At 66.6% G+C, this 17,504-nt stretch carries 10 protein-coding genes; 4 read left to right on the top strand and 6 right to left on the bottom strand.

All coding sequences use genetic code 11. From position 1 onward, the window contains the following. Positions 1 to 13 precede the first annotated feature (13 nt). Genes ACIQC9_RS08450 through nagE form a run of 3 tightly spaced genes read left to right on the top strand, consistent with a single transcriptional unit; the run spans position 14 to position 6,415 of the window. Positions 14 to 2,179, top strand: coding sequence for a family 20 glycosylhydrolase (locus ACIQC9_RS08450; protein ID WP_400614397.1), 2,166 nt, complete (start codon positions 14 to 16; stop codon positions 2,177 to 2,179). Between the two features lies 1 nt (position 2,180). After that, complete coding sequence (gene ptsP, locus ACIQC9_RS08445) at positions 2,181 to 4,709, top strand: phosphoenolpyruvate--protein phosphotransferase (RefSeq protein WP_400614395.1); 2,529 nt, start codon at positions 2,181 to 2,183, stop codon at positions 4,707 to 4,709. Further along, positions 4,706 to 6,415: an N-acetylglucosamine-specific PTS transporter subunit IIBC gene (gene nagE / locus ACIQC9_RS08440; RefSeq protein WP_400614392.1), complete on the top strand. Its 1,710-nt coding sequence runs from the start codon at positions 4,706 to 4,708 to the stop codon at positions 6,413 to 6,415. The genes ptsP and nagE overlap by 4 nt, the downstream gene beginning before the upstream one ends. Before the next feature lie 150 nt (positions 6,416 to 6,565). Here the strand turns inward: nagE and ACIQC9_RS08435 are convergent, their stop codons facing one another. Beyond that, positions 6,566 to 7,243, bottom strand: a complete 678-nt coding sequence (locus tag ACIQC9_RS08435; protein ID WP_400614390.1) for a DUF6445 family protein — start codon at positions 7,241 to 7,243, stop codon at positions 6,566 to 6,568. Positions 7,244 to 7,346: 103 nt separating this feature from the next. Here ACIQC9_RS08435 and ACIQC9_RS08430 point away from each other — a divergent pair, with 103 nt between their 5' ends. Next, positions 7,347 to 8,342: a cupin-like domain-containing protein gene (locus ACIQC9_RS08430; protein ID WP_400614387.1), complete on the top strand. Its 996-nt coding sequence runs from the start codon at positions 7,347 to 7,349 to the stop codon at positions 8,340 to 8,342. On the opposite strand, the gene ACIQC9_RS08425 is transcribed toward ACIQC9_RS08430, so the two are convergent. The 5 genes from ACIQC9_RS08425 to ACIQC9_RS08405 all read right to left on the bottom strand — a co-directional run bounded on the left by ACIQC9_RS08425 (position 8,339) and on the right by ACIQC9_RS08405 (position 17,475). Continuing rightward, on the bottom strand, positions 8,339 to 9,838 hold the full coding sequence (locus ACIQC9_RS08425; RefSeq protein WP_400614385.1) for a tryptophan halogenase family protein: 1,500 nt from the start codon (positions 9,836 to 9,838) through the stop codon (positions 8,339 to 8,341). The genes ACIQC9_RS08430 and ACIQC9_RS08425 overlap by 4 nt on opposite strands. Positions 9,839 to 9,856: 18 nt before the next feature. Further along, a complete protein-coding gene (locus tag ACIQC9_RS08420) occupies positions 9,857 to 11,824 on the bottom strand; it encodes a glycoside hydrolase family 3 protein (RefSeq protein ID WP_400614382.1) in 1,968 nt (655 codons plus the stop codon). An 81-nt stretch (positions 11,825 to 11,905) separates the two neighbouring features. Beyond that, positions 11,906 to 14,752: a TonB-dependent receptor gene (locus ACIQC9_RS08415; protein ID WP_400614380.1), complete on the bottom strand. Its 2,847-nt coding sequence runs from the start codon at positions 14,750 to 14,752 to the stop codon at positions 11,906 to 11,908. A gap of 145 nt (positions 14,753 to 14,897) precedes the next feature. After that, positions 14,898 to 16,316, bottom strand: coding sequence for a glycoside hydrolase family 30 beta sandwich domain-containing protein (locus tag ACIQC9_RS08410; RefSeq protein ID WP_400614377.1), 1,419 nt, complete (start codon positions 16,314 to 16,316; stop codon positions 14,898 to 14,900). A 91-nt stretch (positions 16,317 to 16,407) separates the two neighbouring features. Then, positions 16,408 to 17,475: a LacI family DNA-binding transcriptional regulator gene (locus tag ACIQC9_RS08405; protein WP_400614374.1), complete on the bottom strand. Its 1,068-nt coding sequence runs from the start codon at positions 17,473 to 17,475 to the stop codon at positions 16,408 to 16,410. Positions 17,476 to 17,504: the final 29 nt, after the last annotated feature.

Genomic DNA, 17,504 nt, shown 5'->3' with positions numbered 1-17,504 from the left:
GCCCGTTTTTCTCATGGACAGTCTTCGTCTGCTGACGGAGCGTCTGACGATCGCTGACTGGAAGACCATGATGCCAAAGGCCCTCGTCGCCCTGTTGTGTTTCGCGGTTCTGGCCGGCGCGGGTTGCGCTTCGGCCCAGGATCGATCCCAAGCGACGGCCCCCGCCATCATTCCCCAACCGCTCGCCATCTCATCGGGACAGGGAAGCTTCGTCCTCAGCGACGGCGACCGGATTTCGGTCCCGTCAGGAGACGCCGTCGCCCGCGCCCACGCCGACCGGTTTGTGGACCTGATGGCCCGGACCCGCGACCTGCGCCTGACGGTCACCGAAACCGCGAACGGAAAGGTCCGCCTGCAACGTCGTGCGGCGACGGAGGCAGGATCTTACGAGCTCGATGTCGAGCCGGACGGCGTCACCATTTCGGCCGGCGACGACGCGGGCTTGCAGTATGGACTCGTCACCCTGTGGCAGCTGGCGACGCCCGGATCGGGCGGGCCGGCTGTTATCGAGGCCGTTCGCATCGCCGACGCGCCGCGGTTCGCCTGGCGCGGTGTAATGCTGGACTCCGCGCGGCACTATCAGTCGCCGGAGTTCATCAAGGGCTTCCTCGACTGGATGGCCCTGCACAAGCTGAACGTCTTCCACTGGCACCTGACCGACGATCAGGCCTGGCGGCTGGAGATCCGCGCCCATCCGCGACTGACCGAAGTCGGCGCCTGGCGGGTCCCGGAGGGAACTGCGGCGCGGAATGACCTTGACCCGGCGACTGGCCAACCCCGTCTGTACGGCGGGTTCTATACGCAGGAGCAGGTGCGCGAGATTGTCGCCCACGCTGCGTCGCTTGGCATCACCGTCGTTCCCGAGATCGACGTGCCGGGACATGCAAGCGCGGCGGTCGCGGCCTATCCGGAGCTGGGCGTTCAGGACGCGCCGAACAGCGCGGTCACCGCCGTGCCCTCCGACTGGGGCGTTTATCACACCCTGTTCAACACCCGGCCCGAGACGATCGCCTTCCTGACCTCGGTGCTGGATGAGGTGATGGACCTGTTCCCTGGCCAGTACATCCATCTCGGAGGAGACGAGGCGGTCAAGGATCAATGGAAGGCGTCGCCTTCCGTTCAGGCCCACATGCGCGCTCTCGGTCTGACCGACGAGATGCAGATGCAGGGCTGGTTCATGAGCCAGATGGAAGCGCATCTGAACGCTCATGGACGCCGGATGATCGGTTGGGATGAAATCCTCGAGGGCGGCCTGGAGGGGTCAGCCGCCGTCATGTCATGGCGTGGCGTCGAGGGTGCGATAGAGGCGGCGCGACTGGGGCACGACACGGTGCTGACACCGGGCCCGACCTTCTATTTCGACTATCGCCAGAGCCCGAACGATGGCGCTCCCGGACGGGTGACGATGTCGCGGATGCAGGACATCTACGACTTCGATCCATGGGCGGGGATGACGCCGGAGCAGGCCGGACACGTCCTCGGCGTGCAGGGGAATATCTTCACCGAACACATGATCGACGAAGGCCGCGTCGAGTACATGGCCTACCCGCGGATCGCCGCTCTGGCCGAACTGGCCTGGTCGGCGCCGGAGCGGAAGCAATTCGCTGACTTCAACAGGCGGCTCGACCCCCAGCTGGCCCGCTACAGGACGCTGGGCATCGACTATGCCGAAAGCGCGCTGGATACGGTGGCCGCCCCCCCGCCCCCGGACGGACAGCGCCGGCAAGATCACCAGATGACGCTGTGCAGCAATGCGATCGGCCTGACGTTGATCGACGATGCGCCGATCGGGGGCGAGCGGGCGGGCTTCACCATGGACATCATGAATCCCTGCTGGATCTATCAGCAGGCGGATCTGACCCATGGCGCGAGCGTCAAGGTCGCGGTCGGTCAGGTTCCCTTCAACTTCCAGATCGGGGCGGACATCGAGAAGGTGAAGGTTCGCCCGGCGACCGGCGCGGTTGGTGATCTGGAGGTCCGCGCCGACGGTTGCGAAGGCCCGGTTGTGCTGGCGATCTCTCTCACTGACGCGGCGCGATCGGACAGCGTGACTGTCCTTGATGGCGTGCTGCCGAAGCTGCCCGGACGACACGACCTGTGCCTCACGTTCACGCAACACGGGATCGATCCCATGTGGGGGCTGGACTGGGTCGAGCTGTCGCCGGGTAAGGGCGACTGACATGGCTTCGCTGACCCTTCTCGCGCCGATGACCGGCTGGGCGTCATCCCTCGACGAGGTTCCGGACGCGGTCTTCTCCCAACGGATGCTCGGCGACGGACTGGCGATCGATCCCACGGCGGGCGAGGTGAGGGCGCCGTTTGACGGGATCATCACGGTCGTGCCGGCGTCACGCCACGCCGTCAGCGTCCGGAGCGATCTGGGTATCGAGGTTCTGATCCACGTGGGTCTGGAAACGGTCGCGCTGAAGGGCGCCGGGTTCGTCGCCCATGTGTCTGAAGGCGACCGCGTTCGAGCGGGAGATCTGCTACTGACCTTCGACCTCGACACGGTCGCAGCGGGATCCTCCAGCCTTATCTCGCCGGTGATCGTCACGGGTGAAGGCTGGAGTCTGTCGGAACAGGTTCTGGACCGGTCCGTGACGTCGGGTGATCCGGTGCTTCGGATCGAACTGTCAGAAGCCAGGGTGGGTCAAGCTGACGCCGGCCCGGTCGTCAGCCGTACGGTGCGGTCCAGCCTGCCTCATGGCCTGCATGCCCGCCCCGCGGCCCGGCTGGCGGCCGCCGCCTCCGCGTGGACCTCGCGCGTAACCCTGAGCGTCGGCGAGCGAACCGCCAGCGCGGCGAGCCCGGTCTCGATGATGACTCTGGGTTTGAAGACGGGCGACGAGCTGGTCCTGACTGCGGCTGGCGTGGACGCAGCCGAAGCGGTCGATGCGCTCGCCGCGCTGATCCTCGACGGTCTGGGCGAGGTGGGGGATGCGGCGCCCGCGGTCGCCTTGCCGTCTACGGGCTTCTCGGCGCCTGTAGAATCCGATGAGGGGGAGCTGATTTTTACAGGCGTTTGCGCCGCGCCGGGACTGGCCATCGGAAAGGCGATCCGTTTCGGGATGGCCGAGATCGAGGTGGCGGAAGCCGGGCGGGGCGCGGCCTTGGAAGGGGCAGCGCTGGACGCGGCCTTGAAAGCCGTCGAGGCGCGGCTCAGGAAAGACGCCGCCGCGGGATCAACTGAACGCCGAGGCGTTCTCGCCGCCCATCTCGCCCTTCTGGGCGACCCCGAACTGACCTCGGCGGCTCGTGCGACGATCGCCGAAGGCCGCAGTGCGGGCTTCGCCTGGCGTGCAGCCTGCAGCGCCACAGCTGAGATCCTCCGTGCGCTTCCGGACAGCCGCATGGCTGAAAGGGCCGCCGACCTGCTGGACATTGAGCGTCAGGTGCTTCTGGTGCTTGCAGGTGAAGCGCAGGCCGCCGCGCCACGTCTCGGCCCGGGCGACATTCTGATCGCCGATGATCTGCTGCCCTCGCAACTGATCGCGCTCGAAGGGCTCAAGCCATCCGGCATCTGCACGGCGCGAGGCGGTCCTACGTCCCACGTGGCCATTCTGGCCGCCGCCATGGGAATCCCTGCGCTGGTTGCGGTGGGCGGTCTCGATCGGGTCGTGGATGGCGCACTCGTTATTCTTGACGCCGATGGGCTCCGGCTGACGGCGTGGCCGTCGGCAGCGACCCAGGCGATGTCCGAAAGCCGCGTCGCCGCGGACCGTCGGCGTCGGTCTGAGACACGAGCCGCCGCTGCTGAACCTTGCCGAACCGCGGACGGCGTCCGGATCGAGGTGTTCGCCAATCTCGGATCGGCCGCCGAAACGGCGGGCGCGGTCGACGGCGGAGCTGAAGGGTGCGGCCTGTTGCGCACCGAGTTTCTGTTCCTCGATCGCCCGACCGCGCCGGATGAGGCCGAGCAACTCGCGCAGTATCAGGCCATAGCCGACGATCTGGACGGGCGTCCCCTGATCATCCGCACCCTCGATGCGGGCGGCGACAAGCCGATGCCCTATATGCCCCTGCCCGACGAGGAGAACCCCGCCCTCGGCCTGCGGGGCGTTCGGTCGGGCCTTCGTCATCCGGAGCTGTTGCTGACCCAGATGCGCGCGGCGTGCCGCGTGAGCTCCACAGGGTCTGTCGCGCTCATGCTGCCGATGATCGCCTCGGTCGAGGAGGTTCGTCAGGCCCGCGTTCTGCTGGACCACGCAGCGACCGCAACCGGTCGGCCCGCGCCGCGTCTCGGCGTGATGATCGAAACGCCGGCGGCCGCGATGACGACGGACCTGCTACGCCCGCACATCGATTTCATTTCGATCGGCACCAATGACCTGACCCAGTACGCCCTCGCCATGGATCGCCAGAACCCGCATCTGGCGGCGCAGCTGGACGGGCTGCATCCCGCGGTGCTGAGGCTGATCGCCGCCGCCGTGGCGGGCGCCGGCGACCTCCAGACGATTGGCGTGTGCGGCGCGCTGGCGTCCGACCGGCTGGCGGCGCCTGTGCTTGTCGGCCTTGGCGTCACCGAGCTGTCGGCCGCCCCGGTTGTGATCGCCGACATCAAGGCAGCGGTCGGCGCCATGACCCTTGGCGAATGCCGTGCGCTGGCGTCCGCAGCGCTCGCGGTCGACAGCGCCACCGCCGTGCGCCGCCTCGCGCGTGAGGCCGCAGACAGCCGAACCTCCACCCAGCCTGCAGGAGCCGTCGCATGAAGATCGGATTGTCCAGCCTGCAGCCTCTCGGCCGGGCGCTTATGCTGCCGATCGCGGTCCTGCCGGTCGCGGGGCTTCTTCTGCGGCTGGGGCAGCCCGATCTGCTGGACATCTCGTTCGTCGCGGCCGCCGGCCAGGCGGTTTTCGCCAACCTCGGACTGATCTTCGCCATTGGCGTGGCTGTCGGGTTCGCGCGGGACAACAACGGCGCCGCCGGTCTCGCGGGCGCGATCTGTTTTCTGATCGCCTCGGAGGGGGCCAAGGCGCTGATCGCGGTTCCGCCCGACGTGGTGGCGGATGTGGCGGAGGCATCGTGGGGCCTTGCCGAGGCTGCGTTCAAGGACACGGCCATCGCCAAGCTCGGCGTGCCGATCGGCATTCTTTCGGGCCTCATCGCCGGCGATTTCTATAACCGGTTCTCGACCTTCAAACTGCCGGAGTATCTGGCTTTCTTCAGCGGTCGCCGCTTCGTGCCGATCGTGTCGGGCTTCGCCGGTCTGGTGCTCGCGCTCGCGATCGGGCTGAGCTTCACTGGCCTGAACCACGGGATCGACAGCTTCAGCCGCGCCATTGTCGGGTCCGGGGAGTTTGGCCTGTTCGTCTATGGCGTTCTCAATCGCCTGCTGATCATCACCGGGCTTCATCACATCCTGAACAACGTCGCCTGGTTCATCGTGGGAGACTACGGCGGCGCCACAGGCGATCTGAACCGCTTCTTCGCCGGCGACCCGGCAGCGGGCGGATTCATGAGCGGCTTCTTCCCGGTCATGATGTTCGGACTGCCGGCGGCGTGTCTCGCAATGTATCGCAGCGCACGGCCCGAACGGCGCAAGGCGGTGGGCGGGATGCTCGCCTCGCTCGCGCTCACGGCCTTCCTCACCGGCGTCACCGAGCCGATCGAGTTCACCTTCATCTTTCTGGCGCCGGTTCTCTACGCCATTCATGCGATCCTGACCGGCGTTGCGATGGTGGTCATGAGCCTGCTGGATTCGCACCTCGGCTTTTCGTTCTCGGCGGGCCTGTTCGACTACATCATCAACTATGGCCAGGCGGCCCGGCCGTGGGTGCTGCTGCCGGTCGGGCTCGTTTATGGCGCCATCTATTACGGCCTGTTCCGCTTCTTCATCGTCCGCTTCAATCTCAAGACCCCCGGTCGTGAAGCCGACCCATCGGAGGCGGGGGACGCTGCTGGCGTTCCCGTCGCTGTCGCGGCCTCGGACCGGGCAACAGCGTTCGTCGCGGCGCTGGGTGGAGCCGCCAATCTTCGCTCCGTAGCCGCCTGCACGACGCGTCTCCGCCTGGTAATCGGAGATCGCCAACACGTCGACGAACTCGCCCTGAAACGACTGGGAGCCCGAGGCGTGATCTCGCCCTCGCCGGAAAACCTGCAGGTCATCCTCGGGCCGATGGCCGACAGCGTGGCGGACGAAATCAAGGCGCTGCTGGCGAAGCCGACGGCGAATGCCGGACAGGGCGATCTCGCCGCGCTTGGCGGACGGGAGAATGTCCGGTCAGCCGTCGCGCGCGGATCCCGCATTCTGGTCGAACTGGTGGACGCAGAGCTTGTGGATTGGACTGCCCTCACCCGATCTTTCCCGAGAGGTCATGCGTCTACAGGACCCAACTCGGTGCACCTATTGGCGGGCCGCGATGCCGCCGATCGTGCTCTCGGACTGGTTGGCGCTGGCGGAATCTCAGCCGATTAACCCGCGACGCACACGACCAGCGAAATTGTCAATTTCGAGCAGGGCAGGCTGGGCGCGCGGGGCTAGAGCCGCTGCGGCGGTGCCGTCGGACAGGCGCGAACTTTTCTCTGTGAAGGTCTCAATATCTGACGACAGGCTGTCGCGACGAGTTCAGGTGACGGAGAGGAAGCTGGCCACCGTCAGCCGGCCAGTGGCCGGATCGTCATACAGTGCGGCATCTCTCGGAATGCGGGCGCAGTGGAGCAAGCTGCTGCGATAGATGAGAGCGCGGTTGAAGACGCCGTCGTAGCGGGCGATTTGCTCGAAGACCGGCGTGTCGCCGGAAATGTATTCGGCCGGCGGCTCGCCCAGTCGGTGGAAGTCCGCCTTGAGCGTGTCGAGATAGGTATGGTGATCGCTCGCGGCGATCGTCTCGAACCCCGTGGATCGATGACGGTAGAAGGCCGTGCCGCCCTGATCGTCGGGCGACAGATAGTGGATGATGGCCAGCATGCCCTCGGCGACGGCGTCGATGTGGGGAATGCGCTGCGCCAGACCGAGTGCTTCTGGCGGGGTCGTGGTCAGGGAATAAAGGGCGCGGGTGACGGACAGGCGGTCATGGGCCCCGAAGACCTCGCGGGCGACCGTTGCCAGCATCTGGTCCATGCCGTGGAAATAGTCGGGCGGGGCCGGGGCGCGGACGCCGGGATAGTATTCGCCCATTGGCCGGAAGGTGGCCGCCGCAGCCGCCTCGACCAAGCGGGCGGGGTCGGGCGCGAAGCCGTCGATCACGACGACCGGCTGGCCCTCGCGGCCGATGCGATCGACCCGGATCGAACGTTGCTCCATTCCACTCCGCCTTGGTACGCTGGCCCGGCCACGGGCGCGTGCGAAAGGCCTTGTTACAGCCGATCGGGCGTCGCATCCACGTGACTTTGGGAGCGCTTCCGCCATGCAGCCGACACACGAATGGCGGGATGTCGCCCCGGCGGGCTTTCAGGACATCCGCAAGGCCGGAGAACCGGCCGTTATGCGCGGGCTGACGGCGGACTGGCCGATGGTCCGGGCGGCGCGGGCAGGGCAGGGGGCGAAGTACCTGAAGGATCTGGCGGGCGAAGGGCCTGTGCCGTTCATGCGGGCGCCGGCTCAGGTCGAGGGGCGGCTGCACTACGCCGAAGGAGCCGCGGGACGGAACTTCAGGCAGCAGACCGGGACACTGGCGGAGTTTCTGGATCAGCTGGAAACGGAGGCCGGAAAGTCGCGGCCGGACGCGCTGGCGCTGCAGGGCCTGCCCGCGCCGGAACGGCTGGCGGCGTTCGCAGAGCAGAATCCGATGCCCGTGCTTCCGCCGGCGATCATTCCCCGCCTCTGGATCGGTAACGCGGCCAAGGTGGCGATCCATCATGACCCGTCGGAGAACATCGCCTGTGTCGCAGCGGGCCGGCGGCGCTTCACCCTGTTTCCGCCTGAGGCGGTAGGCGATCTGTACATGGGGCCGTTCCATGAGACGCCGGCCGGGGTGCAGGTCAGCATGGTGCACCTGACCGATCCCGATCTGGACCGGTTTCCCCGGTTCGCGCGGGCGATGGAGGTCGCGCAGACCGCCGAGCTCGAACCGGGCGACGCCATCTATATCCCGTACCAGTGGTACCACCATGTGGAGTCGCTGGAGCCGTTCAACGTGCTGGTGAACTACTGGTGGGACGCCGCGTCGGCGGGCGCGGGCTCGCCCTGGGATGCGATGATGCACGGGATGATGAGCCTGCGGACGCTGCCGCCGGACCAGCGGCGCGCGTGGAAGGCGATGTTCGACCACTACGTCTTCCAGACCAACGGCGACCCGGGAGCGCACCTGCCCGAGCAGAGCCGGGGCGTGCTTTCGCCGCCGACAGCACAGTCGATCGCGCAGATGCGGCGGATGCTGCTGGACCGGCTGGGGCGCGGTTAGACGGCGGGGCAGACCTTGGCCACATAGGCGGCGTGGTCCGGCATCAGGCTGGCGCACTTGCCGACGACCTTGCGGACATTGCCGAGAAATTCGTCGATCTCGCCATTGGTCTTGATGTCGACGAGGGGGTCGTAGCCACGCGGGATCATCCCTTGGCCGATTAAGACCTGGATCCAGCTCTCCTCGGCGAACAGCTCGTCGTCCTCGCGGAAGACCCGGCCGTTCGACATCCACAGATCCATCTTGCGCTGGAGGGTGGCGGGGACCTCCATGTCGCGGCAGTGACGCCAGAACTCCGTGTCGTCCCGCTCGGTCGCCTTGTAGTGCAGGATGATGAAGTCGCGGATTCGCTCGTATTCGAAGTCGGTCTGGCGATTGAATTCGGCGATGGTGGCCGGGTTGAAGCTGGCGTCCGGCAGCAGGCGGACCATCCGGACCAGACAGGACTGGATCAGGTGGATCGAGGTCGACTCCAGCGGCTCGAGGAAGCCCGAGGCCAGACCGAGGGAAACGCAGTTGCGGTTCCAGACCTGCTTCCGCTTGCCTGTCACGAAGCGCAGGCGATTGGGCTCGGCCAGCTGCTCCCCGTCGAGGTTGGACAGCAGGATCCGCTCGGCGTCGTCGTCGTCGATAAAGCGACTGGAATAGACGTGGCCGTTACCGGTGCGGTGCTGCAGGGGGATGCGCCACTGCCAGCCGGCCGTCCGCGCGGTGGCGCGGGTGTAGGGGGTGAAGGGCTCAATCCGGGCGCAGGGCACGGCCATTGCGCGATCGCAGGGCAGCCAGTGGGTCCAGTCCTCGTAACCGGTCTTCAGGGCCTGCTCGATGATCAGGCCGCGGAAGCCGGAGCAGTCGATGAACAGGTCGGCATCGATGACCTCCCCGTCCTCCATCGTGACGGACTCGACGAAACCGTCCTCGGCGCGCAGCGAGACGTCGCCCACCTTGCCCTCGCGCCGACGGACGCCTTTCGCCTCGGCCAGACCCCGCAGGAACTTCGAATAGAGGGCCGCGTCGAAATGGAAGGCGTGGCCGATATGGCCCAGCGGCGACTCGACCATCTTGGGGTCGGCCCGCATGAATTTGTTGTCGTGGCAGGCGGCGGTGTTGATCGAATAGTCGGAAAAGTCCGCCGCGGCGCCCCGGCCCTGGGCCTGCAGCCAGTACTGGTGGCACGGCAGCCAGCCCAGCTCGCGGCCTATGACGCCGAAACCGTGGATGTAGCTGTCGCCCAGCTTCAGCCAGTCAACGAACTGGATGCCCAGTTTGAAGCTGCCCTGCGTCTTCCGCATGAAGTCGTTTTCGTCGAACCCCAGCAGGTTGTTGTATTTCTTGATCGCCGGGATGGTCGCTTCGCCGACGCCGATGATGCCGATAGCCTCGGACTCGATCAGCGTGATCTCGTAGAGGCCCTCGAACAGTTTCGACAGCAGGGCGGCCGCCATCCAGCCGGCCGTGCCGCCGCCGACGATCAGGATCTTCTTCAGCTGCCGCATGCCCGGCTCCTTGCGGGCCTAGTTCTGGCAGGTGGCGGGCGTGGCGGGCAAGGGGAGCTGTCCGACGGGACGCGACTGGCGATAGCTGAGGCCATAGCCGCGCGGGAACTGGATGACCTGACCCTCACCCTCGCCGGTCGAGCAGGCCGAGCCGGGCCAGACGAACGACAGACGGCCGGTGAAGTCGTTGCGTCCGCCTATCAGCAGATCGGCCAGACCGGCCCCGCCCTCGGTTCCGGGCAGGAAGCCGGCGACGAAGGCGTCGGACAGGTTGATCAGGTCGTTGGCGTAGGACGGACGGCCTGAATAGAGCACGGTGATGACGGGCGCGCCTTTGCCGCTGACCGCCCGCAAGGCGGCGAGGTCGGCGGGGTGCTGTACGCTGTGCTGGACCGGGGTCGGGAAGCGGACGTCGCCGTTGTATTCGGCGTAGGGCGTCTCGCCGAGGACGGCGATCACGGCCGAGAACTGCGAGGGATCCACGCCGGCGCCGTCGACCGAGAAGACGACGTTGTCGGCGCCCAGCGTCTCCCGCAGGGCGCTGAGGACGGTCGAGCCGCCGCCGAACTGCTCGTTGGTGTTCTCCGTGCCCTGCCAGGTCAGGGACCAGCCGCCGGACTGATTGGACAGGCTGTCGGCGCTGGCGCCTACGACAAGCACCTTCGCGCCAGCGCGAAGGGGCAGGGCAGCGTTCTCGTTCTTCAGCAGGACCACGGATTTGCGCACGGCCTCGCGGGCCAGGTCGCGGAACTGGACGGCGTCCTGACGGCCGTTGAAGGGGCTGGCGGACGCGGGCTGGTCGAACAGGCCGGTGCGGATCTTGGTGCGCAGGATGCGGGTCACGGCCTCGTCGATGCGGGCCATGGGGATGCGGCCCTCGTTCACGTCGGCGACGGTGTTGGTGATGAAGGCCTTCCAGTCCTCGGGCACCATGATCAGGTCGAGGCCGGCGTTGATGGCCTGCGGGCAGTGATCCTTGCGGCAGCCGGCGACCTGCTCGATGCCGTTCCAGTCGGAGACCAGCAGGCCGTCGAAGGCCATGCGGTCGCGCAGGATGCCGGTCAGGACATCGCGGCTGCCGTGCAGCTTGCCGTAGTCGCGGCCCTCGGACTGATCGTTCCAGCTGTTGTAGGTGGCCATGACCGTTTCGACGCCGGCGTCCAGCGCGGCGTAGTAGCCGGCGGCGTGGGTGCGGGCCATGTCGGCCTCGTTCGCCCGGTTCTCGCCCTGATCGACGCCGTTGAAGGTGCCGCCGTCGCCGAGGAAGTGCTTGGCGGTTGCGACCACGTCGTCTCCGCCGCGCAGGTCGCCCTGCAGGCCTTCGACCATGGCCGTCGCATAGCGGGACACCAGCGCGGGATCGCTGGAATAGCTCTCATAACTGCGGCCCCAGCGGCGGTTCTGTCCGACGGCGACGGTGGGGGCGAAGACCCAGGTGATGCCGGTGGCGCGGACCTGCTGGGCCGTCGCGCGGCCGATGCGGCGGATCAGGTCGGGGTCGTTGGCGGCGCCAAGGCCGATGTTGTGCGGAAACAGGGTCGCGCCGCGGACATTGTTGTGCCCGTGCACGGCGTCCGTGCCCCAGATGACCGGGATAACCACGCCGCCGTTGGTGGCGACGCGGGCCTGGGTGTAGGCGACGGCCTGATCGGCCCATTCGGACACCGGGGCGGCCTTGTTGTTGTTCGGCCAGGCGCCGCCGCCGTTGAGGACGGAGCCGATGTGGTATTGCGAGACTTCCTGCGCCGTGATGTTGCGGATGTCTGGCTGGGTCATCTGACCCACCTTCTGCTCCAGCGACATGCCCGCGACGATCCCGGCGATGCGACGCTCCATGGCGGCGTCCAGCGGACGCGCCGTGCGCTGGGGCCAGGCGCCGGCTTCGGCGACAGTAGGCGAGGGCGCGGCGACGGGCGCGAGCGGGGCGGAGGCGCATCCCGCCAGCAGAAGAAGGGCAAGACCAAGCTTGGCTTTCACAGGCGTCATCCGATCACTCGCTAACAAGGCAAAAGGAAACGACGGGCGCGAACGCCCGTCGTCAGGCTGGAGACGGGGCCGAAGCCGTCGTCAGAAGCGGTAGTTGATCCCGAACAGGAACTGCCGACCGTACTCCTCGTAGGTTTCGGGAAGCACCGCGCCATCCGCGGTCGTCACCCCGCCCGAGTCGAGGCCGACCCGTGTGCGATACGGCGAGTTGGTCAGGTTGTTGACCTGCAGAAGCAGGCCCAGCCCTTCCATCGGACCCGTTTCGAAGGTGTAGCCGATCTGCGCGTCGATTTGCTCGTCGTCGAGAATCTCGGTGTAGCCACGGTTTGTGAACAACTGGACCACTTCGCCCTTGAAGGCCTCGCGGAAACGCTTGGACACCCGCGCCTGGAAACCGCCGCGCTCGTAATAGGCAGTCATGTTGTAGACCATACCCGAGAGGCCCGGGATGCGGACTTCCTGACCGTTGTCGGCCGGGTTGAGATCGGACTCTGTGAACGAGATGCTGCCCAGGGCGCCGAAGCCTTCCAGCGGGCTCCAGAGGTTGCCGAAGTCGATCGCGCCGCTGACTTCCAGGCCCTGGATCGTGCCGCCATCACCGTTGGCCGGCGTCGTGATCTGGCCGATCGGGCTGATAATCACACCCGCAGGCACGCCGGTGGTGGTTGGAAGGGGAATTCCAGTGAAGTCAAAGGTGTCCGTGCGGTTGTAGATGTAGCTGTCGAGGTCCTTGTAGAAGGCGGCGACCGAGAAATAGGTCGTGGAGTCGACGTACCATTCATAGGCCAAGTCGAAGGCGCTCGCGCGCCACGGATCCAGCAGGGTGTTTCCGCCCGACGCCGACCACGGATTGACAGTCGATCCCGGAGCACAGCCGTTGTTGCAAACCGAGGTGTTGAAGCCCGGAACCACGCTCGCGCGCAGGTCATCCATTCGGGGACGGGCCATCGTCTTGGACGCCGCAAAGCGCAAGCGATGGCCGCTGCCGAGGTCGTAGATCAGGTTCAGGCTCGGCAGGAAGTCGACGTAGTTTTCGCTGACAACGATGGGCGTTGGAACGATCGGCACCCCGGGCTCTGACACGGTCAGAACCACACCATTGGACTCCTGACGCTGACTGACGACCTGGAAGCCGAAGTTTCCGCGGAAGCGGCTGAACTCGAAATCCGCCTTGGCGAACAGGGTCGCGACCCGCTCGGAGATGTCCCAGTTCTTGTCGAAGTTATTCTGGTCGAGGATGGGAGTCTGATCCCAATACACGTCCAGCGCCCGGGGAATGTCGATGCTCAGCACGTCGCCGAAGCCGGCGTAGTCGAGCGAGGTCGGGTCGACCAGATACTCGTCGGCGACGCGAACCTGCTGACGCCCGTTCTTGAGCATCAGATCGAATTCGTTGACCCGTTTGGTCTTGTCGCGGTCGGTGACGTTGATGCCGCCGGTGACCGTGTGGATCGGGCCTTCGAAGGTGACTTCACCCTTCAGGTCGATCGCGTAGATGCTTTCCTCGACGTCCGGGAAACGGATCGCGCCGTCATGGCCCCAGCCGCCCCAGGGCGCGCGGTCACCCAATGACATCTGTGAGGCGTCAGCATAGTTCAGGCCTTCGCCGTAGGTCGGGAAGTCGTCGTCACGCAGTTCGTAGGTGATGTTGTCGAAGGTCCGGCCCACGTCCGGCGTGGCGCCAGTGACGCCGCCGATGCCCAGACCATAGCCGGCATAGGTCTCAATGACCTCTTCCTCGCGGCGGTTGTTCGAATACGACAGGTCCGCCACGAAGCGGACGCGTTCGTCCAGCTGGAACTCGTTGTTCAGGCCAATCGAGAAAATCTCGTCGTCCCGGGTGTTGTGGTCGTTCCGGATGATGGGCACGACCCGATTCTGCGTGCCGGCTGAAGCGAAGGGGGTGCCGCCGCGGTCCTCGAAGGTGGTGTTCGAGAAGAACGCGTTGTCCGCGTAGGGATTGGAGAACCACTGCGCGCCGCGCGTCGTCTCTTCCTGATTGAACTTCGAATAGTAGACGTCGAGCGTGGAGTGGACGACCTCGTTCGGACGCCATTCCAGAATGCCGATCACCGCGTCGCGGGTGTTCAGGCGGGACGTCGCGAATATCTCCTGCCCGTTCAGGAAGAAGCCGGGCGGGGGCGCGGCCGGCGAGGTCGAGAAGTCCTCGTAGCTGTAGGCTTTGAAATGCCGGTTCTGGGACGGAGAGTCGAGGTGGGCGTAGCCGATGGCGATGCCCAGGGTGTCGTCCATGAACTGGTCGATATAGCTGACCGAGAAGCGCCCGCCGTAGCTGCGCATGTCATCATTCAGGCCGCCGTCTTCCAGCACTTCGCCACGCAGGTTCAGGGCGATAGCCTGATTGCCGAAGGTCAGCGGACGCACGGTGCGCAGGTCGGCGGTGCCGGACAGGCCCATGCCTGAGATCTCGGCGTCGGGGGTCTTGTAGATGACCACGCCGGACAGCAGTTCCGACGGATATTGGTCGAACTCGACGGCGCGGTTATCGCCGGAGCTGGCTTGCTGGCGCCCGTTCAGAAGCGTGGTGGTGAAGTCGGGCGCAAGGCCCCGGATCGAGATGACCTGGGCGCGGCCGTTGACGCGCTGGGCGGCCAGACCGGGCAGGCGAGCGATCGACTCGGCGATCGAGACGTCGGGCAGCTTGCCGATGTCCTCAGCCGAGACGGCCTCGACGATCGAGGTTTCATTGCGCTTGACGCTGATCGAGTCGGCCAGACCCCGGCGAAGACCGGTGACGATGACCTCGTCCAGTTGGGCGGCGTCAGGATCATCCTGCGGCGGCACAGGCTCCTGCGCCAGCGCCGCGCCCGGCACGGCGACCGCCATCGCGAGGGCCGACACCGTCAGGCCCAGTCGCGTGCGCGAGCTGGTGATGGATTGGAAAACGCCCGCGTTTGCGTTGCGCATGTGGCCCCCTGTGCTTCCCCGGCGTGGGCCGCATCGACCGCACGTCCTTATTCGTTATGGACGCTCCGACCCCATCGTAACCGAGACACGATTGGAAGCGCTTCCAATGGCTAACCGATTTGCCGTTTACACACAATCCGTAAGTTCAGTTGTCGCGGTTCACATCCTGTGACCGCCAGACGTAGGTGGCGGTGCTTTTCGGCGGCAGCTCGACGCGGGCGTGGCCGCCGCCCTCGCCGATGTCGAAACTCTTGGCCTCTGCGCCGTCATTGAGGGCGATCAGCACGCGTTCGCCGTCGGGGTTGATGAAGGCGACCGAGTGAAGGCCTTCAGGGGCTTTCGACTCGATGCGTCGCGCGCCCGGGCGGACGAAGCGGCTGGCGTGCCCGAAGGCGTAGTATTCCTGATTTCGCTGCACTTCGCCCGTGCGGCTGTTGATGGTGACGACGCCCCGACAGTCGCTACAGCCGCCCGCGTGGGGTCCGTAGGATTCGTCCAGCGCCAGATTCCACATCAGGACTCCGCGCGCCGAGTTGTCGACCGAGCCGATAATCAGGCTGCGCATCGTCCATGTGAAGCTGTCGGCGAAGTCCGCGGCCCACTCGCCGCCCGAGCATTCGGTGAAGAAGACGTCCTTGTCGGGATACGCCTCTCGCACCGGCGTCTGGGCGGACACGTCTCCGGCGTAGCAATGCCATGCGACTCCGGCGACAAACTGGCGCGCGACCGGATCGGCGAGCACGCCCAGCGGCTGCTCCGGCTTGTCCCAGTTGTGGTCCCAGTCGAGGATGCGGGTCCGGATACCGGCGTCTCGCAGGAGCGGGCCGAGGTTTCGGCCGATGAACCGTGCGCGTCCTTCCGGTCCCCAGCGCATACCGGGATAGCTGTCGGGTTCGAAGTCTGGCTCGTTCTGGATGCTCAGATAGTCGGTCGGCACGCCCTGTTCGCCAGCCTCGACGATATAGCGCCGGAGATACTCGGCGTAGGTCGGATAGAACTCGGGCTTCAGCTGGCCCTGGATCATGTTCCCGGTCGTCTTCATCCAGCCCGGCGCGCTCCACGGCGAGGCCATGACCTTCAGGTCCGGGTTGATCGCCAGCGCCTGCCGCACGGTGGGGAAGACGTACTCGGCCATCCGTTCGGTCGAGAAGGTCGCCAGCGACGGGTCGGGCGCATAGGCGAGGCTGTAGTGGTCCAGTGAGAAGTCCGATGCGCCCACGGTGACGCGGGTGAAGCTGAAGCCCAAACCGTCGCCATCGCGCCCGAACAGTTCATGCATCAATGCGTCCCGTTGGGCGGCGGACATCTTCGTCTGGATCAGCCAGGCCGAAGCGTCGGTCACGGAGGCGCCGAAACCGACCATTTCCTGATAGGTGCGAGACGGATCCACGGTGATGGCCTGCGAGGAGGGCCCACCTGCGGTAAACGACAGCGGCGCGGGGGCCAGCAGTCGGCTGCGGTCGCCGCTGGTGATCCATGCGCCCGGCTCAGCGGTCGCCGACGACGCCGTCAGGGCCAGTCCAGCGGCAAGAACCCAGCCGCACGCCATCGCTCGATGAGACATCGCCATCCTCCGTCTGCTCCCTGTGCGCCCGCGCCGTGAACCGGCGACTTTGGAAGCGCTTCCAATCAAGCGCTCGAACCGGGGGCGTCTGTCAAGCTTTGGCGCTGACGAGCGTCGGCATCACGCGGTCGGCCGAGCGCCGGGACACCACGGCGTGGGGCAGGGTGACGAAGCGCCAGCCGGGCTCGCGCGCGGCGCCGTTCAGACGCCCGGCGAGCACCTGCACCGCCTCGCGACCCATGTCCTTCAGCGGCTGGTGAACCGTCGTCAGCGGGGGCCAGACGATCTCGGAAACGGGCGTGTCGTCGAAGCCGGTAATCGAGAGATCGCCCGGCACGTCCAGTCCGCGCCCATGCGCAGTCGACAGCGCGCCGGCGGCCATGTCGTCGTTGGCGCAGATCAGGGCGGTCGGCGGCGTCGGTCCATCCAGCAGACGGCCTGCGATCATGCTGCCCGAGCGGAAGGTGAAGTCGCCTCGTGTGACCTCGACGTCGGCGGGATCGAGACCCTGCTCGACCAGGGCCCGCTTCAGGCCGTCGAACCTGCGCTCCGCCGAAAGGTGGCCCTCGATGCCGCCGATGAAGGCGAGCCGACGGTGGCCGAGATGGAGCAGGTGCCTGGCGATGTCATAGCCCCCGACCTCGTCATCGATGCCGACGCCGTCGGCCAAGGCGCGGCCGGGCTCGCCGGGCGAGATGCTGACCACCTCCACGCCCTGACGGCGGATGTCCTCGATCAACTGGCGGTCGTCGCTGAACGGCGGGGTCAGGATGACGCCCTGACAGCGCTGGGTGGTCACCAGCTCCAGCACCTGTTGCCGGCGGTCGGGACTGTGCTGCGGCACCGGACGGGCCATCAGCTGATAGCCGAGGGACAAGCATTCGCGCAGAGCGCCCAGCTCCAGCGCGGATGCGTAGAAGGAGTTGGGTTCGGCCTCCAGATCGGACGCGAGGATGAGGGCCAGCATTCGGCTGGCTCCGCCAGCCAGCGAACGTGCCTGCGGATTGACGCGGTAGTTCAGCGACGCCACGGCTTTCAGAACTCGATCGCGGACCTCGTCACGGACGTTTGGTCCTCCGTTCAATACGCGGGACACGGTCGTGCGGCCCACGCCGGATGCGCGCGCGACATCGTCGATCGTTGGCGTTCTCGCTTTCAAATCAGGTCCTCAGGTGCTGCCCCAACGAT

The organism is Brevundimonas sp. NPDC092305, assembly GCF_044755415.1.
Classification (GTDB): Bacteria; Pseudomonadota; Alphaproteobacteria; order Caulobacterales; family Caulobacteraceae; genus Brevundimonas.
The sequence above is the reverse complement of the archived record's forward strand: the minus strand, read 5'-3'. Positions and strand labels throughout refer to the sequence as shown.

Bases quoted from the DNA above. Each gene is read 5' to 3' on its own strand.
- ACIQC9_RS08430 (WP_400614387.1), top strand. From the start codon at position 7,347: ATGCAGCCGACACACGAATGGCGGGATGTCGCCCCGGCGGGCTTTCAG.
- ACIQC9_RS08425 (WP_400614385.1), bottom strand. From the start codon at position 9,838: ATGCGGCAGCTGAAGAAGATCCTGATCGTCGGCGGCGGCACGGCCGGC.
- nagE (WP_400614392.1), top strand. From the start codon at position 4,706: ATGAAGATCGGATTGTCCAGCCTGCAGCCTCTCGGCCGGGCGCTTATG.
- ACIQC9_RS08435 (WP_400614390.1), bottom strand. From the start codon at position 7,243: ATGGAGCAACGTTCGATCCGGGTCGATCGCATCGGCCGCGAGGGCCAG.
- ACIQC9_RS08420 (WP_400614382.1), bottom strand. From the start codon at position 11,824: ATGACGCCTGTGAAAGCCAAGCTTGGTCTTGCCCTTCTTCTGCTGGCG.
- ptsP (WP_400614395.1), top strand. From the start codon at position 2,181: ATGGCTTCGCTGACCCTTCTCGCGCCGATGACCGGCTGGGCGTCATCC.
- ACIQC9_RS08450 (WP_400614397.1), top strand. From the start codon at position 14: ATGGACAGTCTTCGTCTGCTGACGGAGCGTCTGACGATCGCTGACTGG.
- ACIQC9_RS08415 (WP_400614380.1), bottom strand. From the start codon at position 14,752: ATGCGCAACGCAAACGCGGGCGTTTTCCAATCCATCACCAGCTCGCGC.
- ACIQC9_RS08410 (WP_400614377.1), bottom strand. From the start codon at position 16,316: ATGTCTCATCGAGCGATGGCGTGCGGCTGGGTTCTTGCCGCTGGACTG.